The sequence below is a fragment of the Stenotrophomonas sp. GD03794 genome, assembly GCF_029842145.1.
GTDB lineage: Bacteria > Pseudomonadota > Gammaproteobacteria > Xanthomonadales > Xanthomonadaceae > Stenotrophomonas > Stenotrophomonas riyadhensis.
Genome location: NZ_JAOCFV010000004.1, coordinates 39,086 through 65,926, shown reverse-complemented (window position 1 = coordinate 65,926; position 26,841 = coordinate 39,086). Strand labels below are relative to the sequence as shown.

20 protein-coding genes are annotated in these 26,841 nt (G+C 65.7%); 8 read left to right on the top strand and 12 right to left on the bottom strand.

What is annotated here, in order from left to right:
* Positions 1-140 precede the first annotated feature (140 nt).
* Positions 141-632 carry a hypothetical protein gene (locus N5D91_RS03645; RefSeq protein ID WP_180853859.1) on the top strand — a complete coding sequence of 164 codons (492 nt, stop codon included), beginning with the start codon at positions 141-143 and terminating at the stop codon, positions 630-632.
* A 129-nt stretch (positions 633-761) separates the two neighbouring features.
* Here N5D91_RS03645 and N5D91_RS03640 read toward each other — a convergent pair whose 3' ends face one another.
* On the bottom strand, positions 762-2,408 hold the full coding sequence (locus N5D91_RS03640) for a fatty acid--CoA ligase (RefSeq protein WP_180853858.1): 1,647 nt from the start codon (positions 2,406-2,408) through the stop codon (positions 762-764).
* Positions 2,409-2,537: 129 nt separating this feature from the next.
* Between N5D91_RS03640 and N5D91_RS03635 the strand changes: the two genes are divergently transcribed.
* Positions 2,538-3,212: a response regulator transcription factor gene (locus tag N5D91_RS03635; RefSeq protein ID WP_153855390.1), complete on the top strand. Its 675-nt coding sequence runs from the start codon at positions 2,538-2,540 to the stop codon at positions 3,210-3,212.
* Between the two features lie 4 nt (positions 3,213-3,216).
* Here the strand turns inward: N5D91_RS03635 and N5D91_RS03630 are convergent, their stop codons facing one another.
* The 4 genes from N5D91_RS03630 to N5D91_RS03615 are packed head-to-tail and all read right to left on the bottom strand — an operon-like array spanning position 3,217 to position 10,168.
* A complete protein-coding gene (locus N5D91_RS03630) occupies positions 3,217-6,552 on the bottom strand; it encodes a PAS domain-containing hybrid sensor histidine kinase/response regulator (protein WP_180853857.1) in 3,336 nt (1,111 codons plus the stop codon).
* A gap of 36 nt (positions 6,553-6,588) precedes the next feature.
* Positions 6,589-7,068 carry a MaoC family dehydratase gene (locus N5D91_RS03625; protein ID WP_180853935.1) on the bottom strand — a complete coding sequence of 160 codons (480 nt, stop codon included), beginning with the start codon at positions 7,066-7,068 and terminating at the stop codon, positions 6,589-6,591.
* A gap of 2 nt (positions 7,069-7,070) precedes the next feature.
* Positions 7,071-7,949, bottom strand: coding sequence for an alpha/beta hydrolase (locus tag N5D91_RS03620; protein ID WP_180853856.1), 879 nt, complete (start codon positions 7,947-7,949; stop codon positions 7,071-7,073).
* 32 nt (positions 7,950-7,981) lie between these two features.
* Positions 7,982-10,168, bottom strand: coding sequence for a TonB-dependent receptor (locus N5D91_RS03615; protein ID WP_258011472.1), 2,187 nt, complete (start codon positions 10,166-10,168; stop codon positions 7,982-7,984).
* Between the two features lie 197 nt (positions 10,169-10,365).
* Between N5D91_RS03615 and N5D91_RS03610 the strand changes: the two genes are divergently transcribed.
* Complete coding sequence (locus N5D91_RS03610; protein ID WP_180853855.1) at positions 10,366-11,370, top strand: PHB depolymerase family esterase; 1,005 nt, start codon at positions 10,366-10,368, stop codon at positions 11,368-11,370.
* A 49-nt stretch (positions 11,371-11,419) separates the two neighbouring features.
* Here N5D91_RS03610 and N5D91_RS03605 read toward each other — a convergent pair whose 3' ends face one another.
* A complete protein-coding gene (locus tag N5D91_RS03605; protein ID WP_279922660.1) occupies positions 11,420-11,995 on the bottom strand; it encodes an AraC family transcriptional regulator in 576 nt (191 codons plus the stop codon).
* A 579-nt stretch (positions 11,996-12,574) separates the two neighbouring features.
* Positions 12,575-13,501 carry a hypothetical protein gene (locus N5D91_RS03600; RefSeq protein ID WP_180853853.1) on the bottom strand — a complete coding sequence of 309 codons (927 nt, stop codon included), beginning with the start codon at positions 13,499-13,501 and terminating at the stop codon, positions 12,575-12,577.
* A 205-nt stretch (positions 13,502-13,706) separates the two neighbouring features.
* Between N5D91_RS03600 and N5D91_RS03595 the strand changes: the two genes are divergently transcribed.
* The 3 genes from N5D91_RS03595 to N5D91_RS03585 all read left to right on the top strand — a co-directional run bounded on the left by N5D91_RS03595 (position 13,707) and on the right by N5D91_RS03585 (position 16,498).
* Complete coding sequence (locus N5D91_RS03595; RefSeq protein ID WP_012511114.1) at positions 13,707-13,868, top strand: hypothetical protein; 162 nt, start codon at positions 13,707-13,709, stop codon at positions 13,866-13,868.
* A 75-nt stretch (positions 13,869-13,943) separates the two neighbouring features.
* The gene (locus tag N5D91_RS03590; RefSeq protein WP_180853852.1) at positions 13,944-14,645 is read left to right on the top strand and encodes a lasso peptide biosynthesis B2 protein; all 702 of its coding nucleotides are present in this window, start codon (positions 13,944-13,946) and stop codon (positions 14,643-14,645) included.
* Positions 14,646-14,656: 11 nt separating this feature from the next.
* Positions 14,657-16,498: an asparagine synthase-related protein gene (locus N5D91_RS03585; protein ID WP_279907150.1), complete on the top strand. Its 1,842-nt coding sequence runs from the start codon at positions 14,657-14,659 to the stop codon at positions 16,496-16,498.
* Here N5D91_RS03585 and N5D91_RS03580 read toward each other — a convergent pair.
* From N5D91_RS03580 to N5D91_RS03565, 4 genes are read right to left on the bottom strand one after another with little or no spacing between them, the layout of a single operon-like run.
* A complete protein-coding gene (locus N5D91_RS03580; RefSeq protein ID WP_180853850.1) occupies positions 16,495-17,205 on the bottom strand; it encodes an ATP-binding cassette domain-containing protein in 711 nt (236 codons plus the stop codon). The genes N5D91_RS03585 and N5D91_RS03580 overlap by 4 nt on opposite strands.
* Positions 17,206-17,217: 12 nt before the next feature.
* Entirely contained in the window at positions 17,218-18,573 is a 1,356-nt protein-coding gene (locus tag N5D91_RS03575; RefSeq protein ID WP_153855379.1) for an ABC transporter permease subunit, read from the bottom strand.
* The gene (locus N5D91_RS03570; protein ID WP_180853849.1) at positions 18,570-20,033 is read right to left on the bottom strand and encodes a DUF3526 domain-containing protein; all 1,464 of its coding nucleotides are present in this window, start codon (positions 20,031-20,033) and stop codon (positions 18,570-18,572) included. The genes N5D91_RS03575 and N5D91_RS03570 overlap by 4 nt, the downstream gene beginning before the upstream one ends.
* Before the next feature lie 8 nt (positions 20,034-20,041).
* Entirely contained in the window at positions 20,042-22,432 is a 2,391-nt protein-coding gene (locus N5D91_RS03565; protein ID WP_258011471.1) for a TonB-dependent receptor, read from the bottom strand.
* Between the two features lie 128 nt (positions 22,433-22,560).
* Here N5D91_RS03565 and N5D91_RS03560 point away from each other — a divergent pair, with 128 nt between their 5' ends.
* Both N5D91_RS03560 and N5D91_RS03555 read left to right on the top strand, forming a co-directional pair.
* Entirely contained in the window at positions 22,561-24,213 is a 1,653-nt protein-coding gene (locus tag N5D91_RS03560) for an ABC transporter ATP-binding protein (protein WP_180853847.1), read from the top strand.
* A 143-nt stretch (positions 24,214-24,356) separates the two neighbouring features.
* A complete protein-coding gene (locus tag N5D91_RS03555; protein WP_279922659.1) occupies positions 24,357-25,469 on the top strand; it encodes a serine hydrolase in 1,113 nt (370 codons plus the stop codon).
* Between the two features lie 26 nt (positions 25,470-25,495).
* Here the strand turns inward: N5D91_RS03555 and N5D91_RS03550 are convergent, their stop codons facing one another.
* On the bottom strand, positions 25,496-26,743 hold the full coding sequence (locus N5D91_RS03550; protein ID WP_164160389.1) for an arsenic transporter: 1,248 nt from the start codon (positions 26,741-26,743) through the stop codon (positions 25,496-25,498).
* Positions 26,744-26,841 lie beyond the last annotated feature (98 nt).

Sequence of the window (26,841 nt, the reverse complement as noted above, 5' to 3'; positions counted from 1 at the left end):
GCGCTGGATCATGCGCGGAGCCTGATGGATATGAGCAATGGGCATGACTGCGCCGATGCCAGGCCTGCCCGCAATGCCCACACTGCCCCCGGGCCATCGACGGCCCATTGGGAAAGCTGCATACACACAAGGAGCAGGGTATGAAGTTCTCGCTGTTGGGCGTGGTGTTGCCATTGGTGATCGCGTTGGGCGGAGTCTCCGCCGCAAGTGTCAGTGCGGGACCGATTGCGGGCACGACGTCCGCCACTGTGGTTGCGAAGGCCAGGTATGCTTCGGATTCGCTGGAAGCCGGCTACATTGTCGATTGGATCAAGCGGAACTCACCCGCCTATGCGCCCGCATTGCAGACGGGCGAACTGACCATCTCGCACACCTATCAGCCTGCAGGCAACCTCAAGCCCGCGGGCGCGGCGGGGCCGCCGGTCCCATTGCCTGCACGCGGAGTGGAGGGCGAGGTCATCTCGATCTCCAATACCTTGCCGAGCGGTGCCTCCGAGTCGTGGACATACCGGGGGTCGAGCGGGGCGTGGAAGCTGATCAAGTACAGCTTTGACGCATGCCAGGGCCCCGCCAGCATCAGTGCGAAGGGGGCCAACACAGAGATTGCTGCGAAGGGGCCCTGCATCGACTGAGCGTGACCTGTCCTGGTCAGGGCACGATCCGAGTCTGCTGCAGAACAGTGGCGCCCCAGGAGATCATCGACCCGGGGCGCCACTCCGCGCCTTGCCGGACGAACAGTGACGTCGGCGAACAGGCGAGCGTCACGCGCGGCCCAAGCCAGCCGCCGGATCATGCAGCCCACGCAGCTTTTTCTTGTTGATCTTGCCCACGCTGGTCCGTTCGATCGAATCCACGAAACTGACCTGCTCTGGAATCGCATAGCGTGAGATATCCCCGGCGCGGCTGCGGGCTGCGATCAGCTCGATGATCTCCGCCTCGCTTACTTCAGTGCCGGGCATCCTGACCACCAGCGGCAGCGGCCGCTCGCCCCATTTCGTGTCGGTGATGCCGATCACTGCGACTTCGCTGACCGCCGGGTGCAGGGCGATGATGTCCTCCAGAGCGAGCGAGGAAATCCACTCGCCTCCGGTCTTGATTACATCCTTGATGCGGTCGGTCACCCTCAGGTAGCCGCCTTCGTCGATGTTGCCGATATCCCCGGTATGCAGGTAGCCGCCCGCCCACAACGCCCTGGACGCGTCCGGGTCGTGCAGGTAGCCCTGGGTGAGCCAGGGCGCGCGCACCACCACCTCGCCGGTGGCGATGCCATCGTGGGGAACGTCATTCATGTCCGGATCGACGATGCGCAGCTGCACCAGCGGCACCGGAATGCCGGCCTTGGTACGCAGCGAAAGCACCTCATCCGCATCCGTCACGGCGTCCGCATCGATCTGGGCAAGCGTGAGCAGCGGACAGGTCTCGGACATGCCATAGCCACCGAAGATGTCGATGCCGCGAGCCAGAGCCCGCTGCGCCAGTGCACGCGGCAGGGCCGCACCGCCGATGATCACCTTCCAGTTGCCGAGATCGGTGTCGGCCGCAAGCGGGTGTTCCAGCAGCATGTGCAGGATGGTCGGCACGCAGTGCGAGAACGTCACCTTCTCGCGGGCGATCAGCGCCAGCAGCTGGGCAGGCACGTAGCGCCCGGGGTAGACCTGCTTGATGCCCAGCAGCGTAGCGACGTAGGGCAGGCCCCAGGCGTGCACATGGAACATGGGGGTGATCGGCATGTAGACATCACCGCGATGCAGGCGTCCCTGGTTGGCCGCACTGCCCAGCGCCGCCATGCCCGTCAGTGAGTGCAGGACCAGTTGCCGATGGCTGAAGTAAACCCCCTTGGGCAGGCCGGTGGTGCCGGTGGTGTAGAACACCGTGGCCCGGGTGTTCTCGTCGAAGTCCGGGAAATCGGTGACCGCAGAGGCTGCGCGCAGGCCAGCCTCGTACTCGGTCACGAAACCCTCTGGCAGTGGACCGCCGGCATCATCCAACAGAACGCGTGCGCGGAGGTCCGGCAGCTGTTCGTCGATGGCCTGCAGTATCGGCAGGAATTCGCGATTGGCGAAGACGACCCGTGCGCCGCTGTGGTTGAGCGTGTAGGCAATCTGTTCGGGTGCCAGGCGGATGTTCACCATCATCAGCACCGCACCGATCATTGGAACGGCGAAGTAGGCCTCCAGATAGCGGTGGCTGTCCCAGTCCATCACCGCCACGGTGTCACCCTGCTTGACCCCGAGCGAGGTCAACAGCCCTGCCAGCTGGCCGATGCGCGCCTGCAGCGTCCGGTAGTCGAAGCGGACCGAGTCGCCGTAGACAATTTCCTGGTCCGGGCTTACTGCCAGCGGTGTGTGCAGCAGCTGCTTGATCAGCAGCGGGCAGGTGGAGGCGTCGGGAGCAGGGGAGAATGACATGGTGAGTCCTCGTGGGCGACGCATCGGATGACGCCCTTCATGCCACCACACTATCGGCACGCCCGCGTGACGCCAGCGTACCTAGGTACGCCTTCCCAAAGGCGGACGATTTGCTACTCTCGCCTGGACATGCCAACCCTGCTCATTGCCGACGATCACCCCTTGTTCCGCGCCGCACTGCATCGCGCGGCCGAAGAGGCGGTTGCCGATCTGCAGATCAGCGAGGCCGACGCGCTGGACAGCGTGCTTGAGGTGCTTGAACGCCAACAGATCGACCTGATGCTGCTCGACCTGCATATGCCGGGCAATCATGGCCTGGCTGGGCTGGCCACCATCCGCGCACTGCAGCCAGGGCTGGCCATCATCATCGTCTCGGCCAATGAAGAGCCGCAGGTGATCCGCCGCGCCATCGACCTGGGTGCTGCTGGCTATCTGCCCAAGAGTTCGGGCCTGAACGAGCTGCAGGCTGCACTGCAGTCCGTGCTGGATGGCGAGCGCTGGATCCCGGCGTTGCTGCGCGAGCCCGTGGCGCGCGTGGTGCCCTTCAGCAAGGATGCCGATCTGGCTGCGCGGCTGGCCAGCCTGTCCGCGCATCAGTACCGGGTGCTGAGCCTGGTGGCCGAGGGGCTGCTCAACAAGCAGATTGCCGATCGGCTCGGGGTGCAGCTGCGAACGGTAAAGGCGCACATGACCCGCATCATGGAACGGCTCGGGGTCCGCAATCGTGCGCAGGCGATCCGGGTGCTGCATGAAATGGGCCTGGCCGACCCCTCCCGCCAGATCGAAGAATCGCGCAGTCCCTGACTCGTCAGGCCGTGTTTGTGGAACGGGCCGTCAGCAGATGGTTGATCGCCCAGCGCAGCGCCAGTGGCTTGAAGGGTTTGTTCAACAGCGAGAGACCGGCGCCACGTACGGCATCGCGGGTCTCGCCGCCGGTATCCGCACTGAGGATCACCGTAGGCCGTGGCCCGTGCGCCGCAACCAGCCGCGTGAACAGTGACACACCGGTGTCGCCGTCATCGAGGTGGTAGTCGAACAGCCACAGCGCCGCATCGCGCGCCGACGAACCGATGCCATCCGCATCACGCACCGCGATGACGTCGCAGCCCCACGACAGCAGCAACTGCTGCATTGCCGCCAGCGCATCCGCATCGTTGTCGACCACCAGCACGCGGATACCCTTGAGCGTGCTGCTGCCGCTGGCAGGCGATTCGATCCGCGGTGCCGCTGGTGCTGCGATCCTCGCCACGGCGATGGAGAACACCGAGCCGCGGTCCACCGTGCTGTGCAGCCGCAACGGGGCATGCAGCAGGTCGGCGATGCGGTGTGCGATGGTCAGGCCAAGCCCCAGGCCCTGGCCGTTGTTGCGATCGACGCGGTGGAATTCCTCGAACACCGCCGCCTGCTGCTCGGCGCTGATGCCGGGGCCGGTATCGTGCACGCCGATGGACAGGGCGTGCCCCTGGCGGCGCACGCCCAGCAGGACGCCGCCATGGCGGGTGTAGCGAAGGGCGTTGGCGAGGAAGTTCTGCAGCACCCGGCGCAGCAGCAGCGGATCGCTGTGGATCCAGGCGCGGGTCCGCAGGTAGCGGAACTGCAGCCCGCGCGCCGCCGCCAGCACCGCGAACTCCTGTGCGAGCGGATCGAGCACGGTCGAAAGCGCGAACGGACGCGGATCGGCGACCAGCCCGCCCGCCTCAAGCCGGGAGATATCCAGCAACCCGGACAGCAGGTCGTCGGTGGAGTCCAGCGCACCACGGATCTGGCGCAGGAAGCTGTCGAGGAACTCCGATTCGATGTGCTGTGACATCGCATCGGTCAACAGCTGTGCCGCATGCAGCGGCTGGATCAGGTCGTGGCCGACCGCCGTCAGGAACCGCGTTTTCGCCACGTTGGCACGCTCGGCGGCGTGCACCGCCTGCTCCAGCCGTGCGGTGCGGTCCTGCACGCGGCGCTCCAGCGTTTCATTGCTGCGCTTGAGCGCTTCCTCGGCGCGGCGGAACGCAGTGACGTCGGTGAAGGTGGCCACGTAGCCACCGCCCGGCATCGGGTTGCCACGGATCTCGACGATGGTGTCGTCAGGAAAGATCCGCTCGGACAGGTGTGGTGTGCCACGCCGCATGTGGGCAACGCGACGCAGCAAGGCCTTGTCGCGGGAGTCACCGGGGCCATCGCCGATCTTCAGTTCGGCCAGCGCCCACGCCGTCAGGTTGAGCACCGGCTGCCCGACCTGCAGCAGCTCGGGCGGGAACTTGAACAATGCCGCGTACTGGCTGTTCCAGGCCACCAGCTGCAACTGTGCGTCGACTACGCTGATGCCCTGGCTCATGTTCTCCAGCGCCGCCTCCAGCAGGCGCTGGTTGAAGCGCAGTACCTGGGTTGCTTCGCCGACTGCACGGGTCACCGCATCCAGTGGCGCAGTGCCGCCATCGCGAGCAGCCTCCACCAGCAGGCGTGCCATGCCCGCACCGACCACGGCGGTCAGCTCGCGTTCGACCGCAGTGACCCGGTCGTCATCCAGCATCTGTCCGGCGGGCCCCTCCATCAGCTGGCGCGCACGCTCCTGGCCGAGGAAGCGTCCGGCGGTCCTGCGCAACGAAGCTGCAGCCACCGCGTCGCGCCGCCGGGGCTCCGATGGGCGCACTGCCCGCGATACCAGGACAACCGCCAACAGGTTGATCGCCAGGCTTGCGCCCATGCTGAGGGCGATGTGCCCCGGCTGCACGCGCAGCGAAACGACGGCCAGCCAGTGCAGTTCATCGGCGCCCGCGGCCGGGGGCGTGGCAGGGACCACCATCGGTAGCAGTACCAGCCACAACCAGGCCAGCGACCCCAGCACGATGCCGGCGATGATGGCCGGGGAAGGCGTGCGCGGGCGATACACCGCCAGCAGGACCGCCGGCGCCAGCTGCGAGAGGGCGGTGAAGGACATCAGGCCGAAATCGCTGAGTGCCTCGGTGTCACTCATCGCCCGGCTGTACAGCCACGCCATCAGGAACACGGCGAGGATGCCGGCACGGCGGAAGGCCAGCACGCGTGGACGCAGGTCGGCTGCCGCGGCACCGCCGGCAATGCCGTCCAGCAACCGTGAGCCGAAGCCATGGTTGCCGAGCATGATCGACAGGGTCAGCCCGGACAGGATCATCATGCCGGTGGCCGCGCTCAGGCTGCCCAGGTAGGCCAGCAGCGCCAGCAGGTGGTGGCCACCGGCCTGCGGCAGCGCCAGCACGTACAGGTCAGGTGACACCGATGCGGGCAGCTGCGCGGCACCGGCCAGCGCCATCGGCACCGACGGCAGCCCGATCAGCAGCAGGTAGACCGGGAACATCCAGCGCGCCGTCCTCAGGTCCGAGGTCTGGCGCAGCTCGACCACACCGACATGGAACTGGTGCGGCAGGGTAAACGCGGAGATCGCGCCCAGCGCGACCATGGTGAGATAGTCCGGCATGATGGCCGGCGGCGGCAGCTGTGCCATCTTTTCCAGCAGCGGCGTGCCCGCCTGGCGCACCGACAGCGCCGCATAGAGGCCAATGGCGAGCAGCGCCACCAGCTTCAATACCGACTCCAGCCCCAGCGCGACCACGATGCCACGATTGGGCTCGGTGGCCGATGCCTTGCGTGCACCGAACAGCAGGGTGAACGCGGCCATCGTCAACGCGAACCAGAACGACATGTCCAGCTGCGCGGCAGCAGGCGCGAAACGATCGCCCAGCAGGGCGCCCAGGCCCTGGCTGACAGCCTTCAATTGCAGGGCGATGTAGGGAATGATGCCGAACAGTGCCACCAGCGTGATGGTGAAGCCGAGGCCGCGATCGGCACGCAGTCGTGCGACGACCAGGTCGGCGATGGTGGCACTGTTGTGCTGCTTGGCCAGCCGCCCCAGGCGGAGCAGGAACGGCAGGCCGAAGGCAAAGATCAACGCCATGCCGGCCAGGGTGGGTGGAATCGGGAAGCCCCATTGCAGGCCCTGCGAGGCCGCGCCGTAGTAGGTCCACGCGGTGCAGTGCACCGCAAGCGACAGCGCATAGATGAGCGGCCATGCCTTCGACAGCCGATGCCCCCGGCGTTCGCCCCACAGCGCGACGCCAAACAGCAGTGCGGTCCATGCAATGCAGGCGAAGAGGACGATGGAAGGCGTCAACATCGCTCCAGTGTAGGGAGAGAACCGGGCAGGGTGGTGCTAGGGGGCGACCACGATCAATGACAGCTGCTCAGCGACCAGTGCCAGCGCGCCATCGGCAACTCGCTCGATGGCCTTGCGCTGGGTCAGCAGCCACTGGCCCGGCTGGCGCGCGTCCAGTGACACCAGCTGCGAGCGTACCCGCACCCCGGACCCGCTCGGCACCGGTGCCAGGAAGCGGACCTTGTTCAAGCCGTAGTTGAGCACGTGGTCGATGCAGGGGAAGCCAGCGAGGGCGGCCACATCGTCCTGCACGGTGAGCGAGAGCAGCAGGAAGCCGTGCGCGATGGTCTGCCCGCCCGGCAGCTGCGCCTGCGCGCGGCCAGGATCGACGTGGATCCAGTTGTGGTCGCCGGTGGCGTCGGCAAAGGCATCGATGCGCGCCTGGTCCACGCGGGTCACGCCACTCACCCGCTCGCTGGCCGCCCACTGCTGCAACGCCTCCAGGGCAGGAGGCAGGGCGATGCCAGCGTCGTCCATGCTCACGCCACACGCTCCAGCAAGGTCAGGATCGCCTGGCGCGCCTCCGGCTCGGACAGCATCGGCGCATGGCCGACGTCCGGCACTTCCACCAGGCGTGCGCTGTCCGAGGTGGCCGCCATCTGCCGCGCGACATCGGCCGGCAGGATGTCGGACAGCGCACCGCGCACCACCAGTACCGGCACCCGTGCGGTCAGCCCGCGTACCGCACGCCACAGCACCGGGCGCAGCAACCACAGCAGCCACGGCCGCGTCGTTCGGATCACCGCCGGGTCGTAATCCAGCTCCAGCAGTCCATCGCTGCGTGGGCGGAAGGTACGCACCGCCATTGCTCGCCAGTCATCGCTGCTGAAACGCGGGAACGCGGCCTTGCCGATCGACGCCACATAGGCCGTGGCCTGTTCCAGATCCATCGGTGGCACCGGCTTGCCGGCGTACTTGCCGATCCGTGCCAGCGCCTCGCGTGGCACCTTGGGGCCAGCATCGTTGAGCACCGCCCCGGCAATCCGCTCGGGCGCACGCGAGGCGAGGGTAATGGTCACCAGCACGCCCAGCGAGGTGCCGACGAACACGGCCTTGTCGATGTTCTGCGAGCGCAGCAGCGCGACCATGTCGTCCGCATAGGTGCGCGGGTTGTAGCTGGTGGGGTCATGTGCGCGCTCCGAACCGGCGCGACCGCGCAGATCGACCGCGATCACGCGCCAGCCCTCGGCGGTGAGAGTCTCGGCCAGTGCATCGAAATCGGCACCATTGCGGGTCAGGCCGGGAATGCAGACCACGGTGCCGCGGGGCACCTGCCCGGCGTCCGCTGCATGGTCACGCGCGTGCAGGCGCAGGCCATCGTCACTGTTCCAGTACAGATCTACGTAAGACTGCATCATGCAGGGGCTTCCTGGAAATCGAATCGGATGCGCTAGAAATCGTAACGGACGCTGAGGCTATATTGGCGCGGCGGGCCATAGAAACCAATCAGCGTGCCGACTGCGGGAATGTTGTAGCCAGTGGTGCGGTATTCCTTGTCCGTCAGGTTGGTGCCCTGCAGCGAGAAGGTCCACGCATCATCCAGCCGCCAGATCACACCGGCATTGACCAGTCCGTAGCCGTTCTGCCTGATCACCGGGCTCAGGTCGGTGGTCGGCCAGACTTCGCTCTGGTAGCTGTAGCTCACCCGTGCCGACAGGTTGCTGCCATTGGCCAGCTCGGTACGGTACTCCACGTTGAACGCCCCGGAGAATTCCGGCGCATTGGTGAACTTCATCTGCTTGGCCACATTGACGCCACGATCCATGTACTCGTCGTACTTGGTGTCCAGCCAGGCCAGGTTGCCGGAGATCAGCCAGTGCTGGCTGGGCAGGTACTGGTATTCGACTTCCAGGCCCTTGACCGTACCCGCGCCGGCATTGGTGAAATCGCCGAAGAAGGAATCGTCGATGCCATCGCCATTGGTATCCAGGCCGGTGAACACTGACAGCTGGATGTCCTTGTACTTGTTGTAGAAGGCCGACAGATTGAGGAACAGGCGCTGGTCGAGGAAGGCCATCTTGCTGCCGACTTCGTAGCTGTCCACGGTCTCGTCGTCGAACGGCTCGGCCGAGCGCGGCACCGCCACAGCGTTGGCGCGGATGTTGTAGCCGCCTGACTTGAAGCCACGGGTGGCCAGCCCGTAGACCATGATGTCCGGGGTGATCTGGTAGTCCAGCGAGACCTTGGGCGAGACGTTCTTGAAGTTGGTCTTCTTGTCGAAGTCCGCGGTCACCGCCACTGGCCGGCTGAAGCCCGGGTCGGCGTAGAGGCGGTTGAGCACGATCGCGTGCTTGTCCTCGTCGGTGTAACGGGCGCCCACATCCAGCTTGAGTTTGCTGGTCAGGTCGAAGGTCCAGTCCGCGTACAGCGCGATGCTGTCGGTCAGCACCTTGCCCTGGTTGTCGGCGAACTGCGCACTGAAGTAGTTGTTCTGGATCTGCCCGCCGGCCTCGCCACTGAACTGGTACAGGCCGACCACGCCGCGCACGCGGCCGCCGGCATCGTAGTTCAACTGCACCTCGTTGCTGACCTGGTCGTCGTGATAGGTGCCACCCACGTCGGCCAGCTTGACCGGCGTGGTATCGAAGTCGATGTTGGCTTCGCTGTCCGATTCACGCTTGGCGACCACGTACTTCACCGCGATATCCTCGTTCGGCCGCCAGTTCACCGTGGCCGAGGCACCCTTGCTCTCCACGTTGTTGAGATTGCGCATGCCCGAGCGGATGTCGTAGCGGCTGTCCATCGGAGGATAGGCGCGCAGGAACGGATTGGGCGCCAGCATCTTCGAGCCGCGCATGCCGGACTGGTCGTCGATCCAGTCCAGCGCGAACTGCACGTCGAAGTCGTCACCCGCATACGCGCCGACGTTCAGTCGTGCGGCATTGATCTGCTTGTCGCTGACCGGCTGGCCGTTGAAGGTGTTCTCGCCAAACCCGTCGTGGTTCATGCTGGCCACCGCCACGCGGGCGCGCAGGCCACTGTCGGCACCACCAATCGGGCCGCCGATGGCCGCTTTTGCATCCAGCTGGCTGTAGTTGCCCACGGTGATCTGGGCGAAGCCCTCGGTCTGGGTCGGCAGGCCGCGCGAGATGTACTTGATCGCGCCGCCGATGGTGTTCTTGCCGTAGAGCGTGCCCTGCGGGCCGCGCAGCACTTCGATGCGCGAGACATCGAACACGTCCAGCAGCGCGCCCTGCGGACGTGCGATGTAGACGTCATCCAGGTAGATGCCGACGCCCGGGTCCGCGCCCCAGGTGGGGTCGGACTGGCCGATGCCACGGATGTAGGCAGTGACCGTGCTGCTGGCGCCGCGCGCCGCGTAGATGGTCAGGTTGGGCACCTGCGCGTCCAGGTCGCTGATGTCCTGGACATTCATCCTGTCCAGCGCCTCCGAGGTAAATGCGGTGACGGCCACCGGCACTTCCTGCAGGGTTTCCTCGCGCTTGCGTGCAGTGACCTTGATGCTGTCGAGGTTGGTCGGCGAAGCGGATCTGCCTGCCGTCGGCGCGTCCTGTGCCAGTACCGGCCCCGTGGCCAGCAGCGCGCCGATCATGAGACTCAAACAATTCCGTTTCATTCGGTCCTCCCCCAGGCATGAACGTGCGGATGGCCCATTGCCACCCCTGCAGCCAAGGCTAGCGGTGTCATCGGCCGGCAGCGAGTGGACCTAGGTCCAGTCGGCAGCGGCCGGTGGATGCGGATACTGGGCGCGCCCCCAACCGGAAGCGGTCCCCGGTACTCCTTCATCCACGACTCACGCACGAGGATCAGGTCATGAAATCCGGAATCGATTCGATCAAGGCAGTACTGCTGGTGTTGTGCACCTGGCTGGCAACGGTGGGCAGCGCGCTCGCCGCGGGCCCTGCCGGGCATTGGGACATCGGCCTGTACGGCAATCTCTTCGGCGCCCGTGAGTACCAGGTCTGGGTACCAGCCGGATACGACGCGGCCCAGCCACTGCCCCTGCTGCTGGTGCTGCACGGCTGTGTGACCGGCCCGAACCTGATGGGCGAGGCGTCGGGTTTCAACGATGTGGCCGACACCGAAGGGTTCATCGTGGTCTACCCCCGGCAGAACGTCACCTCCAATCCGGCCCGCTGCTGGAACTGGCAGCTGCCGATCAACCAGGCCCGCGACAGTGGCGAGCCCTCACTTCTGGCAGGCATCGTGGACAAGGTGAAGGCGGGCTACAGCGTGGATCCGCACCGGGTCTATGTCACCGGCATTTCCGCAGGCGGTGCGATGACCTCGATCATGCTGGCCTGCTATTCGGATGTGTTCGCTGCCGGCGCCATCCATTCCGGTGGCATGTTCAAGGGTGCGACCACGATTTCCGGCAGCGCCTATGCGTTGCTGGCCGGCAGCATCTATTCGCCGGACAGCAATGGCCGTCTGGCCTGGCAGTGCTCGGGATCGCCGTCGCCGCGACCGCTGCCGGTGCTGGTGTTCCATGGCAGCGCCGATCTCACCGTCAATCCGGTGAACGGCCAGCAGGCCGTGCGCCAGTTCCTGCAGACCAATGATCTGGCCGACGACGGCCTGGACAACGACTCGGTGAAGTACGTGCCGACCAGCACCTATCACGGCCAGGTGCCGGGTGGGCGTGCGTATACGGTGGATACCTACGCCTACGGTGGCAGGACGCTGGTGCAGCACTATGTGGTGCAGGGCATGGGCCATGCGTGGAGCGGCAGCCAGTCCGGCCTGCCGTTCACCGACCCGAAGGGGCCGGATGCCACGCTGATCACCTGGTTGTTCCTGAAGGACTACCAGCGCTGAAGGAAAGGGCAGTCCTTGCCGGTGCGGGAGACACGCGCTCCCGCATCCGTCAACGTGGCTCCTGCGGCCGCTGATCGTCGGCGTCCGATACCGGCTGCCGAGTGCCTCGTTCCGCCAGGAAGCGCTTGGGTGGTGCCCCCACGGCCTTTCGGAACATGGTCACGAACGCCCCGGCACTGTCGTAGCCCAGGTCATCGGCGATGGCCTGTACTGTCCGGCCCTTGGCCAGCAGCGGCAGTGCCACCACCACATGCAGCTGCCTGCGCCAGCGCCTTACGCTCAAACCAGTTTCTCCAGAGAACAGGCGCGACATGTTGCGCTCACTCATTCCGATCCGGCTCGCCCAGACCTCAAGCGTTGCCCGTTCGGCTGGCGTGTCCAGCATCGCATTGGCCAGCCGGCGCAACCTCGCATCGGATGGCATGGGCAGATGGAGCCACTCCGGCGGCGCGGCGATCAGCTCATCCAGGAGCACGGCCATCAGCCGGTCCTGCGCGCTATCAGGTTCATAGTGCTGGGGAAGGGCGGATGCGCGCACCAGCAGGGCCTGCATGAACGGGGTGATTGCCATCGCAGCGCAGTGCGCCGGCAGTCCCGGCACGGCACCGGGTTCGACGAACACCACGAAGCCATGCGGCCGTCCACTGCTGCTGGCCCGATGGGACAGACCACCGGGAATCCAGATCGCGCCCTGTGGCGGAACCACCCACAGGCCCGCTGCAGTCTCCAGCATGATCAAGCCACGCGTGGCGACCAGCAGCTGTGCCTTCCGATGCGCATGGAAGGGCATTTCCCAGGCATCGGGAATGGGATCGAGCCCAAGCACCATGACCGGAAGATCGACACGGTCCGGATAGTCGGGCCCAACCTCGCTCAGCCCCGCAATCGAAATCTCCACGCTGGTACCTACGCCCCAAAGCCACGCCGGGCAGCACGGTGGCGCTTACTCGTCATCGTGTACCGATCCCGGTTCGCGCCTGTGCCAGACACAGATCAGCCCCATCAGGACATGGACGATCGGCGCGTCCTTTCCTGTGGTTTCGGTGGTCCGTGGCTGTTCAATCACGCTGACATCCTCTCTGGTTGAGGATGAGAAGCGTATGGGTCAACCCGACAGGCGTCATTCGACAGTTCCGCCAGGTGATTCACCAATCCGGCCATCTCTGTCGATGTGGCCCCAGGAAAGGGAGGGTTCGGCCCAGGATTACAGCGCCGGAACCGTGATCCTCTGCAGGTCGAGCTTGGCCCTCAGAGCGTAGTGCTTGCGGGTGACCGGTACGACGCAGGTCAGGCGGGGATCGACATAGTCCTTGAACAGCGGCGGCCGCGGGGAAGCCAGGTAGAATCCGCGATCCTGCTTGACCGCTGCCGGCAGCAGAACCTCGCTGAAGTCGCTGTCGGAGGCATCGGTAACGAGGCAGGGCGCATGGCGGAACCCAAGCCGGCGCAGCAGGTACAGGCGATGGGAGCCATTGGTCAGCACCATGCGCTTGCCAAACCGGGTGGCGCTGATCAGGTTGTCACTGAAACCCAGATAGATGACGACGGCGTGGCTGGCTGCGCCGAACGGCTCGTAGTCGGTGATGGCAGCCGGATCGAGGGTCGCCACATCGAGGAAACGCAGGTCGTTCGAGGTGGACGCGAAGGTGTAGCTGCCATCGGACTGGGTGAAGCGCACTTCCGGATGTGCATGGCTGCCGCTTCGCGCGACAAGCTGCATGACCTCCTGCGCGGTGGGCGAGGCGGTCAGGGATGCCGCCAGCTGGTCGATGTGACGCAGGTTGATGCACTCCTGGAAGATCACCAGTCGATCGATATCGACCATCTGCCAACTGCGCGGCAGAACACTCGTCATGCGGTGCATCGAGGGTTGCCGCAGCGCCTGCTCAGCCAGCGGCAGCATCTCATCCGGCAACGCATGGACATTGATGGCGTCCGCCTCACCGGCTTCCTCCTGCTGCAGCCTCAGCACCTCGGCACGCGCCGTCCGCCAGTCCTCCACCAGCGCAGCCTCGTCGAAGCGGCCCGGTGGGCAACGCTCCCGTACGAAGCGGATGAACTTCGGCAGGGGAAACATCCCCTTCAGCAGAAGCGTGGGATCCAGCCCGTCATCACTGATCTCGGTGTTCATCCCTCTTGCCTCTCATGGGTCGCATCGACAGCGGGCAGGCAGCGTCATTCGTCACGCCAAAATAATATGTTATATCGTAACATTTCGGTGCCTTGGCGGCAATCGCCCTGCAATGTGGCGGCGATGGTGGCTTGGCTGCTCCGTATCCAATGCAACGCGATCCAACGCAATGCGCGGGTACATCCACTGACGATAGGAGATGTTCATGAACGAGCTGATTGAGCTGGGTGTAGTGGCAGGACAGCAGAACCCTGAGGATCAGGGTGTGGGTGGCGAACTGATCGAGCTGGGCTCGGTGGTTTCGGAAACGAAGGCGCACAACCACGGCACGTTGTGGGACGGCGTGTTCCCGACCACGTCGCCCTGATCTACCGCGCAATGTCGCATCTGCGGTGCATGCCCTGCATGCACCGCTTCTCCGGTTCCGGCGCAGGAGCGCATGATGGAGCAGGCTGCCGCCCCGTACTTCCTGTCAAAGCACGCCCACGTCTGTGTCACCGGCGATGCGATGGTGATTCTGGACCAGGCCACGGGAAAGTATCTTTCCCTTGAAAAACGCGGCGCCGCAGGCCTTGGCAGGCTCGTTCTCGATTGGCCCCTGCAGTCCGATGACGCAAGCACCCCCAGGCTTCTGCAGGCCTTGATCGACCGCCGCCTGATCACCGCGGATCCGCAGCAGGGGAAATCCGCTGCCAGCCCCGCCATTGCGCTGCCACGATACTGGGCACGCGAAGGCGAGCCGCGTGGCCGTCCTTCGATCAAGGCGCGCGACCTGCGTCGATTCATCGCCTCGTGCGCCTATGCCGCCTGCAGCAGAACAGTCCTTCCTTTCAGTGCCACGGTGTCGGCCGTGCGCCGTCGGGCGGATCGCGGCCACGGCAGGCCGGTGAGCATTGAAGAACTGGCCTTGAGGGTGCGGATGTTCGACTGGCTCCGGCCCGTAGCCTTCCGCAAGACCGATGAGTGCTTTCTCTACTGCCTGGCAATGCACGGATTCCTGTCGAAGTACGGCATCGTTCCGGCCTGGGTGTTCGCGGTCAGAACCCAGCCGTTCGCCGCGCACTGCTGGCTGCAGCACGGCGATCACGTGCTGACCGACATCCCCTTCAACCTGCGCCGGATGGCTCCCATCCTGGTGCTGTAACGAAACCTGCCATGTACCGATACATCGCCGTGCTCTGGAACACCCACTCGGAATCTGCGACCGCGCAGGCGGAACGCATCGTGGAAAGGATTGGTGCCAGGCTACCCGGCACCGCCTGCGTGTTGAACGACAACGGCGCGGCGATCCATGTGCAGAGCGACAACCACGGCTATTTCGAATGCGATCGCTCGAACGCGCTGGTGGTATTGGGCAAGCTGTTCCACAAGACGTTCGGCGAAGGCGCCGTGCCTGCTCGCGTGGACCTCGATGCCGCATCAGCGCATGCCGCCTGCAGCAGCCAGGGCCGCAGCATCATCGAACAGTACTGGGGCCGCTACGTGGCGTTCGGATTCCAGCAGGAAACATCGAGCTGGTTTGTCCTGCGCGATCCCACTGCGGAGATCCCGTGCTACCTGACCACGGTGGGCCAGTTGACGCTGGTCTTCTCCAACATGGAAGACTGCCTGATGCTGGGCCTGCGCGATTTCAGCGTTGACTGGTCCTTCCTGTCGTACTCGCTGCTGTACCCGTTTCGTGATGGCCTGCAGACCGGCTTCGAGGAGGTCACGGCGGTCGAAGCGGGCGAGGCGGTTTCAATCCGCGATGGAGAGCCGGCGGGCCGCCACTGCCAGTGGGACGTGGTGCGACTGGCCCGCGACGCGCCGATCGAGGATCTTCAGGAAGCCGTGTCGCTGGCGCGTTCCACGCTGCTGGGCTGCATCGGTGCACTGGCCAGCCAGCACCGGCGCATCCAGCTGCAGCTGTCGGGCGGGCTGGATTCCTCGATCATCCTGGCCGGCCTGCTGCAGGCGCCGTCGGCACCGGAGGTGACTTGTGTCCATCACTACGATGAGGGCATCGGCGCCGACGAACGGCTGTTCGCGCGGATGGCAGTGCAAGGGGCCAGTGATTCCTCGGGCAGGCGTTGCGAATACATCGAGTACCGAAGGCAACCTCACTGCACGCTGGAAGAGATCATGACCTTCCCGCGCACGGCCCGGCCGGCGCATTGTTCCGGCTATCTTCTCCACCGCCGTGACCTGGCCTTCGACGGTGACACCGTGCAGTTCACTGGTGTCGGCGGTGATGCGGTGTTCCTGCGCTTCAAGGGCAACGCCGCTGCGATCGACTATGCCTGGCGCCGCGGCATCGATCGGGATTTCTTCCGGGTCGCCTTCGAAACCGCGCAGTCCGGCGATTCACTGTACGGCGTGCTGAAGGATGCGGTCGTGCAGGGACTGCTGAAGCGGCCGGCCAGCATCAATGGTCGTTGGGGAAAGCCCTGCCCATGGGTGCGGGTGGACCTGTCCGAACAGGATGGCCTGCAGCCGGCCTGGTTGCGGCATGCGCAGGCGCAGGGCCATCACGTATCACCCTACAAGCTGGCCCATATCGGCCGCATGGTGTTTCCGACCAGCGTCCTTGATCCCTTCGAAGGTGCAGGCCACTGGCATGGCGTATCGCCGATCAGTGCGCAGCCGCTTGTCGAACTGTTCGCGCGCATTCCGCTGCACCTGCTCATCGCGGACGCGGAAGACCGCACCATCGCGCGGCGTGCAATGAAGGGACTGTTGCCGGATGGGCTGCTGTCGCGGAAGGTGAAATCCTATCTGGATGATCACTCCGTGGCGGTCACCCAAGGGCACCAGCACTTCATCAGGAATCTGCTGGTCGATGGAATGCTGGCCAAGCGTGGCTATCTCGACAGCGCGCTGGCCGATGCCGGCATCCAGCAGGTCGGCCCGGACCACTCGTCGCAGGTGCTCGGCATCTTCGGCCCACAGATCAATATCGAAGTGTGGTTGCGGCGCTGGTCCGGCCAGCGTGGCGCACAGGCGGCCGCCGTGGCCTAGGCGCTGCGGCTCATTTCTTCCAGGTACAGGCTCTCAAGATCGTTCGCGGTGATCGTGCTGGCATCAAGCGTTCTGCGCAGACGGCCGGCCCGCATCAGGCCGATCGTGGTCGCCACCTCACGGGCACGGAACAGATCGTGGGTGGCCATCAGGATCGCCGTGCCGCGATCGCGTTGCCGCACGATCAACTCGTGGAATTCGGCTGACGCCGTTGGGTCCAGGCCCGAGGTGGGTTCATCCAGCAGCAGGGCGCTGGCTTCCTTGACGATGGCCAGTGCGATGCCGACCTTCTGCCGCATGCCCTTGGAATAGAGGCCCACGCGTCGCCCGAATGCGTCGGTCGCCAGACCGGCGGACCTGAGCGCGTCCTTCAGCCGCGCAGGCGAGCGTTCCTCGACACCGGCCAGGCGGACGAAGTAGTCCAGGTTCTCATAGCCGGTGAGCTCGTCGTACAGCGCCACGGTCTCGGGGATGTACAGCAACCGCCGGCGTACCTCCTGCGGCTGCCGGTGCGCACTGAGACCGTCCACTTCGGCCGCACCGGAGGTGGGTTTCAGAAAGCCAAGGAACAGTTTGATGGTGGTCGACTTGCCGGCGCCGTTGGCGCCCAGCAGGCAGAAGATCTCGCCGGGCTTCACCACGAAACTGACGTCGTCCAACGCCCGATGTGCGCCGTGTTCCATGACCAGGCTTTTTGCAGACAGCATGTGGACGTCTCCTCAGGGTGTTGCCAGCCGGCTGCGCAATGCACCAGCTGCAAGCAGGACAAGCAGGGTGGCAATGATCAACGCAGCAAGATCGGCCAGGACCCCGGGCTGGACGACGCCCACAGGCTCGCGGTACTGGAAGCGGGGCAGTGCGTCGTACTCTTCAAGGGTCTGCGGCGCGTCACGGTCCAGATAGTCCTTGTGCAACAGCCGTCGTGCCTGCCAGAAGCCGTGGACCTGATGCTGGAAGTCGAGCGCGCGGTCGGCATCCGAGCCTGCGATGCGGTCGAGCGCGTCCTGTGTCGCGACGGCCGGCAGCAGCAGCCGCACCTTGTCCAGAACCTGGCGGTGTGCGGCCTCGGCCTGCGCATGCGAGGCAATCAGGCGCGCCAGCTCCCGGTCAGCTGCAACCCGATCGGCGTACGCCTGGCGCACAGTGTCGGAGATGACGGCGGACGGCGAATTCACTGGCGCCGACGTCGCATGCTCGCGCTGCTGGCGCGTGGCGATGTCGGACTGCATCGCCTTTACCTCGGTGGCGAACTGCATCTGTGACGGCGGCGGCGCGATCAGGTTCACCGTGGCCAGCGCCAGCGACGGCGCCATGACCACGATCAGCAGCCACAGCGCGCCGGCGGCGATGGCCGCCTCGGTGGTACGCCGGGCAAGGCAGCCGATCAGCAGTGCCAGGGCCAGCCAGAAGGCGCCGTACAGCAGGACGGTCAGCGCCAGCATGGCCAGGCCTGCTGGACTGCGCGCGCCGGCCCCGATCGCCGCCACCAGCAGGATGGCCAGCGCGGGCAACAGCACCACCAGGCCGCGCGCCAGGACCTTGACCACCAGCAGGCGCGTTGCCGACACCGGCTGCGACAGCACCAGCGCCGCGATGCCGCGTTCGCGCTCACGTGACCACAGATCGTGGGTGGCCACGAGAATGACCAGCGGCAGCAGGAAGACGATGACGAAGGCGAGGTCGAACCGTCCCGCAGCCCGTGCCGCTGGATTGCCGATGTCGGCCCAGACGTGCTTGAGCAGCTGGGTCGGATCGCCCAGCGCGACCACATCGGCAGTGTAGGGGTAGGCGTCTGCCTGGCCGATCGACAACGGTGCCATGGCGCCGGGTGCAAGCACCGGCTGTGCACGGGGCAGTACCGAGGGCGCCTTGCCGACGAATGCGCGGCTGTGCTCCTTCGTCTGCTGTTCTTCCTGCTGGATCAGGGCGATGGCCGCCTCGCGCTGGCCCACCCATGCGCGGCCGTTCCATGCAGCGTAGGTACCCAGCGCGAGCAGCAGGACAAGCAGCACCGGCAGCGCTCGATCACGCAGCAGTCGGCGGATCTCATAGCGGGCAATCGACACACCGCTCATGGCGATCTCCCCAGCTTCCGTGCGGAGATGAGCACCACCACGCAGCCCAGCATCAGCCAGGCCAGCAGAATGACGAGATTTCCGCGCTGCGCGGCAGCAGTACCGGCCAGGGTCTGTTGCGGCGGCCGGTACTGCACTGAACGGGTGATGCCGGCGATGTCGGCCACATGCTTTCCGCCCTGCGGCGCCTTGTGCAGCTTCACTTCCTGGTTGAGTGCCTGGATCAACCGATAGCGGTAGTCCTCCACGCCACGCAGGAACGCCAGATGCGCCGGGAAATCCGTGCCGGCAAAGGCGCGCGACCAGGACTGCAGCGCCAACATCGGCGAGACAAGGCCAAACAGGCGCTGGGTGGCGTCCTGCTGCTGGTAGGCGTCATGCAGGCGATCAAAGTGGCGATTGTAGACGCGCGTCGAGTTGGCCTCGGCAAACTCCAGGGCCACGCCGCGGAAGTTCACCGGCAGGTCGTCCACGTTGTCGACCCGGTAGCGCGCCATCAACGTTGCGCGCAGGGCATCGAGGCGTTTGTCGGCCGGATCGTGGCCATCCGCGCCGTTCTCCGCTTCCTCGGTCACGCTGGCCCTGAACGACGGTGCCGAGGGGGTCGGGTACAGGGATTCGGCGATGGCAGGCGCCACCCTCGGCACCAGCAGCGTGGACACCACCCAGAAGCCCAGCAGCACGACCAGTGACGTCCGTGCGGAGCCTGCAAGCGCCGAGACCCCCACGGTCAGTGCGCAGAACACCAGCAGATAGAGTACGTAGGCGGCAGCCAGTGCAAGCAGGGCAGCGAGATCCGCGGCGCCGCCGTACTGGATGGACAGCCCCGGAAGGCTGATCAGCAGCATGGCCAGCACCAGCAGCAGCGACGCGGTCGCCAGGGCAATCAGGCGCCCGCAGATCAGCACGCCCGCCGAGGCGCCGGTGCCGAGTTCCTGGCGCAGGGTCTCGCGGGCAATATCGCCGGACAGTGTCGCGAACCCGGCCAGGATGATCAGCAGCGGCGCCACGACCTGCAGCGCCCACGCCGCAGAGAAACCCTCGAAGCGGCTGAGTGCGGTACCGGCATCAACCGCGCGGTGCCGGGCCGGGTTCCGTGCGTGGCCCTCGATGAACACCGAGGTTCCCAGGTAATCCGTCAGCCCCGGGTCCAGTGCAGCCAGCGGCCGCACGGGGGCCGGAATGGCACGCCCGACATGCGCGGCACTGTGCGGGTCGATCGTGCCCTGGCTGTCCCACAACCGCGCCTCTTCCGCGCTCACTGCCTGGCGCTCCTGCGCCTGCAGGGTCAGGCGTGCGGCACCGCTCAGCACCGATGCTCCCGCAATCAGCAACAGGGCAAGGGCGAGCCACAGCACGCGCCGCTCGCGCCACATCAGCGCAAGCTGGGTTGCCGCGACAGCGAGAGCCTGCTGGATGGCCATGACGGTCCGCGACAGGGCAGGGGTATCGGCGCGCATGCGGCGGCCTACCAGCGGTGCGTCAGCGTCATGGACAGGAAGCGACCCAGCGCTGTTGCATTGGTGGGGTCATAGCCGGTGTTGATGCTGTTGACGATGAACGGCGGATCCCGGTCGAACAGGTTCTGCACGTTGAACGCAAGCGATGTGCCACGCTGCGTATCTGCCGATGGGCCGAAGTGATAGGCGAGATTCAGATCGACGGTCGTCCAGGAGCTGACGTGCGGCCGCGCGACATTGGCAGGGTCGCGATAACTGTCCACGAAGTTCACGAAGAGCCCGCCCGCTGCCTGCTGCCGGCTGAGCATGATGCCGCCGCGCATCTTGAGATCCACGGGGTAGTACACCGCGTTCACCGCATCCACCTCGGGCGAGGTACTGGTCACGCGCCGCTTCGATTCGATGATGTACTGCCCGGCCAGGTTCACCGCGATGTGGGTCTGGCCGGCATCGAAGGCATAGGACCCACTGAAGTCCACACCCCGCTGCCGGGTAAAGGCGTTGTTGCGGAAGCGGTTGTCGAGGATCACCTGGCTGTTGCTCTCATCCATTCCGGCCGGCAGCGCGTATGGCCCCACGCGTGAGACAAACAGGCCCAGGCCCGAGATGCCCAGCTGGCGCGCCTGCTGGATCTGCTGTTGCGTGGGATTGGTGGTCAGGATGTCTGCGTAGGGCGCGGTGGACTGCTGGAACAGCGACGGGAAGCTGCCGCCGAAGCCACTGCCGATGCGGTCGGCGTATTCGATGTGGTAGTAGTTGGCGTCGATCTTGAGGCCGGGTATGGACGGCGGCGCGAATGAGAAGCCGCCGGTCCAGGTCTTGGCACGCTCAGGCCCCAGATCCGGGTTGCCATTGGACAGCATCATCAGGATCGTGTTGCCACCGGGCGCGCCTGGGTTGGGCACGTTCGCCACCACCACGGTGTTGTTCAGCTGCATGTCCTGGTACACCGGCGCCCGGTAGGAGCGGCCGTAGCTGGTACGGAACGAAAGCCCCTGGGTCGCCTCCCACAGCAGGCCGAACTTGGGATTCAGCGTGGAACCGAAATCGCTGTAGTCGTCATAGCGCGCTGCTGCGGTCAGTGACAGGCTGCGCACGCCCGGCAGATCCTTCAGCAGCGGAACGTTGAGCTCGGCAAAGGCGGACCTCACGGTACGCTGCAGGTCGAGCGGCTTTTCCAGGCCGCGGTGATCGACCAGTTCATAGCCGTCGCGGCGGTAGCCCGCACCGAATGCCGCGCGGACCCCACCGGCGGGCAGGCTGAACAGCTCGCCGTCGGCGACCAGGTCCAGGTAACGCGATTCGGAGTTGGTATTCGTGGGCGGCGCGGTACTGGCCGAGCTGCCAGTGATGGTGGTGCGCTGATAGGACACATCGCTCCTGCCGAACCCCGAATCCAGGCGCGCCTGCCACCCGCGTGGAAGATCCAGGGTGAGTCCGGCGAACAGGTCGAACTGCCGCGTGTGCGGGAACAACCGGGTTTCGTCGGCGGTGCCGGAAATGGTGGTGTCCATCTCGCGCTTGGCGAACGAGCCGGTCACGTTCAGGGTCAGCACATCGCTGAGCTGCTGCACACCGTCCACATACAGGCTGTGGCGCTTGGATCCCGGGTAGAGGTCATACGGCTTGACCCGCACGTTCTTCGAAAAGTCCTTGTCCACTGCCGGCAGGCTGCTCTGCTTGAGGAACTCATAGCTGGCCAGCACATGGCCGCCATTCCATGACCAGCCTGCCGACTGCGATGCCTGGTACTCCTCCATGCTGCCGGCGGTGACAGCGCCGTAGCGCACAGCCGTCTCGTACCCGGTGAAGTCGCGGCGCAGGATGATGTTGACCACGCCGCCGACCGCATCGGTGCCGTAGATGGCCGAGGCACCATCGGTGAGGATTTCCACGCGCTCGACGGCACTGAGCGGAATCAGCGAGACATCCACGTACTGGTAGCGGTTCGATGAGGTCACGCGATGGCCGTTGATCAGGGTCAACGTGGTGCCGGTTCCCAGCCCGCGCAGATTGAGGGCGGTGCCCTGGCCGAAGTTGTTGCCGGTATCGCGGTCGACGCCGAGATTGGCGACGTTGGCACCATTGGCGCCACCACCGAAGTTCTGCGGCAGCTTCTCGAACAGCTGCTGCACGGTGGCCACGCCGGTGCGGTCGATGGCCTCCTTGTCGATCACGATCACCGGCGATGCACCGCCGCCAACGGCATCGCGGATGTTGCTGCCGACCACCAGCACCTTGTCCAGGGTGGCGGTCGACGGCTCGGGCGGTGTGACCTGCGCTTTCGCGCCGCGGTCATTGCCGGGGTTCTGGGCCAGTGCGGGCAGGCTGGCCAGCAAGCCTGCAGCGATGCTGATCGCCAGGCGCGCGCGCGCCATGGCAGTGGATGCGTTCGTCATTCCCCGGTCCATCGATCTCATTGGAGTGTGGCCTGCGGCAGGGTCACGCCGCTCCTGAATGGCGATGTTATATCATATCATTAAGGCGAACGACGGAGAGGGGCCGACCCCATGCTGGAGCGAGGCCAATGACGAAGAACGCCGTTCCGCCTCCCGTGGCGGAGATTCTGGGTGCGTACTGGAAGACTGATCGTCGGCTGTTGCTGCTGATCGCCAGCAGTGTCGTGCTGTCCAGCCTGGCCACTGTTGCGGCGCCCTATCTGTTCTCGCGCCTGATCGACCGTCTGCCCAGCGACGGGGTCGGCGCTCTCGCTGGCGGCTTTGTGCTGTATGCGGTCATGCTTGGCGCTGGCAGCGCCCTGCAGAACACCGTGCAGTACCTGTCGTTCCTCAGTGGCGAGAACCTTGGCTTCATCACCAGCACCCGCTACTTCACCCGCCTGCTGAAAAAGACCAACAGTTTCTTCCTGGACCACAACGCGGCCGAGCTGCAGGTGGCTGGCGAAAAAGGCCGCGGGGCGCTGAAGATCGTCGTGCAGCTGGGATTGGTGGCCTTCATTCCCAGTGCGCTGCAGATTTTGCTGACCCTGGTCACGCTGGGGGCGCTGATCAATCTGCAGGTGGTGTTGATCGTGCTGGTCTACGGCGCAGTGGCTGTCGCCCTTTCCGCGATTGCCACCCGGCGTGCGCGGATCCATCGCGAAGCCGCGGTCGAGGCCGGGCAGCAGAACGCCCGCTTCGTCGGCAATGCCATGAATGCGATGGAGACATTGCGGCAGTTCGGTGGCAGCGCCTGGATGGTGCAGCGCTTCGAGCAGAAGGCCCAGGAGGTGCGCGACAGCTGGCGTGCCTATGTACTGCAGCGCATCGGCTTCATCGCGCTGCTGGGCGCCGGCCTGGCTGTCGAGTTCATCGTCACCTTCCAGCTGTTGCTGCCGCGCTACCAGAGCGGCGCGCTCAGCATCGGTGACATCGTGCTGTTCAACCTGCTGCTGCTCCAGCTCAACATGCCATTCGAGATGATCGCCCGCTCGATCGACGACGTCGCGCGCTCCTGGAGCATGCTGGGCCCGCTTTCAACGCTGTGGGCGGCGCCCGAGGAGCAGCAGGTGGCCGATGCCCAGCGCTTCGCCGGGGAAGGCGGCCGCCTGGAGTTCCAGCAGGTCAGCCACCGCTATGGCAATGGGCGCGGGGTGAGCGATGTGTCCCTCGAGGCCGAACGTGGCGGCATCAATTTCCTGATCGGGCCGACCGGGGCAGGGAAGTCGACGCTGTTCAAGCTGGCCCTGAAGTCGATCGATCCCCAGCGTGGCCGGATCCTGGTCGATGGCGTTGACCTGTCCCGGATCGACCGTGCGGCGTGGCATGCCGCCGTCGCGGTGGTTCCGCAGGATGTCATCCTGCTCAACGAAAGCCTGGCCGACAACATCCTGCTGGGGCGCGCGCGTGATGATGATCGGCTGCGGCATGCCGCACGCAAGGCTGCGATCCTGCCGTTGATTGAAGTACTGCCCGAGGGGCTGGAAACCACGGTGGGCGAGCGCGGCCTGAAGTTGTCCGGTGGTGAGCGCCAGCGCATCGCGATCGCCCGTGCCCTGTATGGCGAACCGGCCATCCTGTTCCTGGACGAGGCCAGCTCCGCGCTGGATGAGGCCACTGAACGCGACATCATGGACCACATCCGCGCACTGGCGAATGACGTAACCGTCGTGGCCATCACCCATCGGCGCGGCATCGTGAGCCCGACTGACCGGGTGATCGAGCTCGGGGGCGATGCTTAGTGCCAGTAGGCGCTCCGCAGCCAGCGTGTTCGCCGCCACAATCGGCTATCGTGAGCGCTCTTTCCCAATCGCCCTTCAAGCGCCAACGCATGGAAGCCACTTCGAAGACCGTTCGAAACAGACGTTGGTTTCACGCCTTCGTTGTGTCCGTCGTACTCCTTGGTACCGGATGCACGGGCGGAAAGACGCCATCGAAGGAACCGGGGGCGGAGATCGACGAGGTTGCGCAGACCCTGATCGAGCAGCCCTTGCTGCACTCGGCCTCCATCGGCGTGGTGTACCGGGGCAGGACCTTCATCCGCCATCGCGGCGATATGGTGGCAGGTACAGCCGGCGCGCCGACCGATGCCACGCTCTATGAGATCGGCTCACTGAGCAAGACGCTGGCCGGCACCTTGATGGCCAATGCGGTGCTGGAAGGCAGGGTGGGCCTGGAGGATGACGTTCGCACGTACCTGCAGGGCGACTATCCCAACCTGCAGTACCAGGGCCAACCCATCCGCGTCCGCCACCTGCTGTCGCACACCAGTGGCCTGCCGAACATGCTGCCGGAGCGCGCGAACACGGTACTGGAGGACTTTGCCGATCACCGCACGCCGGGCGAACTCAATGCGCTCTACGCGCACTACGGCAAGCCGGATTTCCTCCGGGACCTGCACGCCGTGCAGATCCCGCGGATGCCAGGGAAGGAATACGCCTACTCCAGCGCAGGGACCGAGCTGGCGGCGCATGTTCTGGAGGTGGCCTACAAGACCGACTACGCATCACTGCTGCGTGGCTTCTTCAGCGACTCCGCGGCGATGACCGGCCTTCGGATCAGGCTGGATGATGCCGAAGCGCCGCGGTTGGCGACCGGCTATCACAGCGACAATCCCGTACCGACCACGCCGATGCCGCAGTTGCCATGGGGCGCTTCCGGAAACGTCAAAGCAACCGTCCCGGACATGGTGAAGTACCTTCAGTTCCAACTGGCCAATGGGCCGGTGGTAAAGGAATCGCATCGCGCCCTGGCCAGATTCGACGACGAGTTCAGCATCGGCTACTTCTGGAACATCGTCGCCGGCGATCGCCAGAAGGGCGTCTACTATGCCCACCACGGTGGCGTACCGCGCTCACAGTGCTACATCTACATCATGCCGGAGCACGATCTGGGCATCTTCGTGATCACCAACCAGAGTGGCGAGCAGACCGCGCATGCCATGGAAGCGGCGATCGATGCCCTGGTCGGGAAGATTGCTGCAAGCGAGACCCCATAGTCCGGGTGGCGCCCGGCAGCGCCCGACTAGAGCAGCAACAGCGCCCCGATCAGCGCAGGCGGCATCACCAGCGCACCGACGCGCAGGAAGTCGAGCGCGCTGACATGCTCGCCCTCGCGGCGCAGCGCCACCAGCCACAGCATCGTGGCCAATGAGCCGGTCACCGACAGGTTGGGGCCCAGGTCCACGCCGACCAGCAATGCGGCGCGGGTCTGTGCCGGCAGATCGGCCATCTGGCCCAGCGAGCCTGCGGCGAGGCCGACCGGCAGATTGTTGGCCACGTTGCTCAGCAGCGCGACCGCGCCACCGGCCAGCCAGCTGGCCTGGTGTGGGGAAGCCTGCGCAACGGCCTGCAGCGCGCTGGCCGCCGTCTGGATGACACCGGTCTGGGCCACTGCTTCCACCAGCACGAACAGGCCGGCCACCAGCGGCAGCACGCCCCAGGACACATGGCGCAGCAGCGGCAACGGACTGCGCCGCTGGCGCATCGCCACTACTGCCACACTCAGCGTGCCTGCGCAGAACGTGGCCAGGCCGAGCGGGCCGTTCAGTGCGGACGTCACCAGCAGCACGGTGCCGGTGAACAACACGCCCAGCGCGCTCAGCCGGCCACCTTCGGTCAGCGGGCGATGCTCCGGCGCCGCCACCAGCGGCTGCGCGATCTCGCGCCGATGCACCCAGCGCAGCACCAGATAGGTGGCACCGATCGCGGCCAGTGACGGCAACGCGAACTGCGCCAGCCACTGCATCAAGGGTGGCATGTGCTGGCCGTACACCACCAGGTTGGCCGGGTTGGAAATGGGCAGCACGAAGCTGGCCGCATTGGCGATGAAGGCGCAGACGAACAGATAGGGCAGGGGGTTGGCGCGGGCGGCCTTGCAGGCGGCGTAGACCGCCGGGGTCAACACCACCGCCGTGGCATCGTTGGAAAGGAACACAGTCACCAGCGTGCCGACCAGGAACACCAGGTCGAACAGGCGTCGTCCCGAGCCTCCCGCATGACGGACCGCGTACAACGCCAGCCAGTCGAACAGGCCTTCGCGCCGGGCCAGCTCGGCCAGCACCATCATGCCGACCAGGAACAGATAGACATCGCGGCCCTCGGCCACTGCGTGCAAGGTCGTGCCGAACGACACCGCTCCCAGCAGTGGAAGCAGAAGAGCAGCCCCCAGTGCCCACACGTACTCCGGAATGCGGAATGGCCGGAACAGCAGGCCGAGGGTCGCCACGGTCACGGCCGCCCAGATGAGGAAAGAGGAGCAGGAAGCGAGCATCGGGCGGGGTGTCTCAGCGGCGCCGACGCGTACCTCAACAGGACGCGCCCGCTGCAATCACGGTGGTTCGGGGAAGGCGGCATCATACCCTGCGAGCC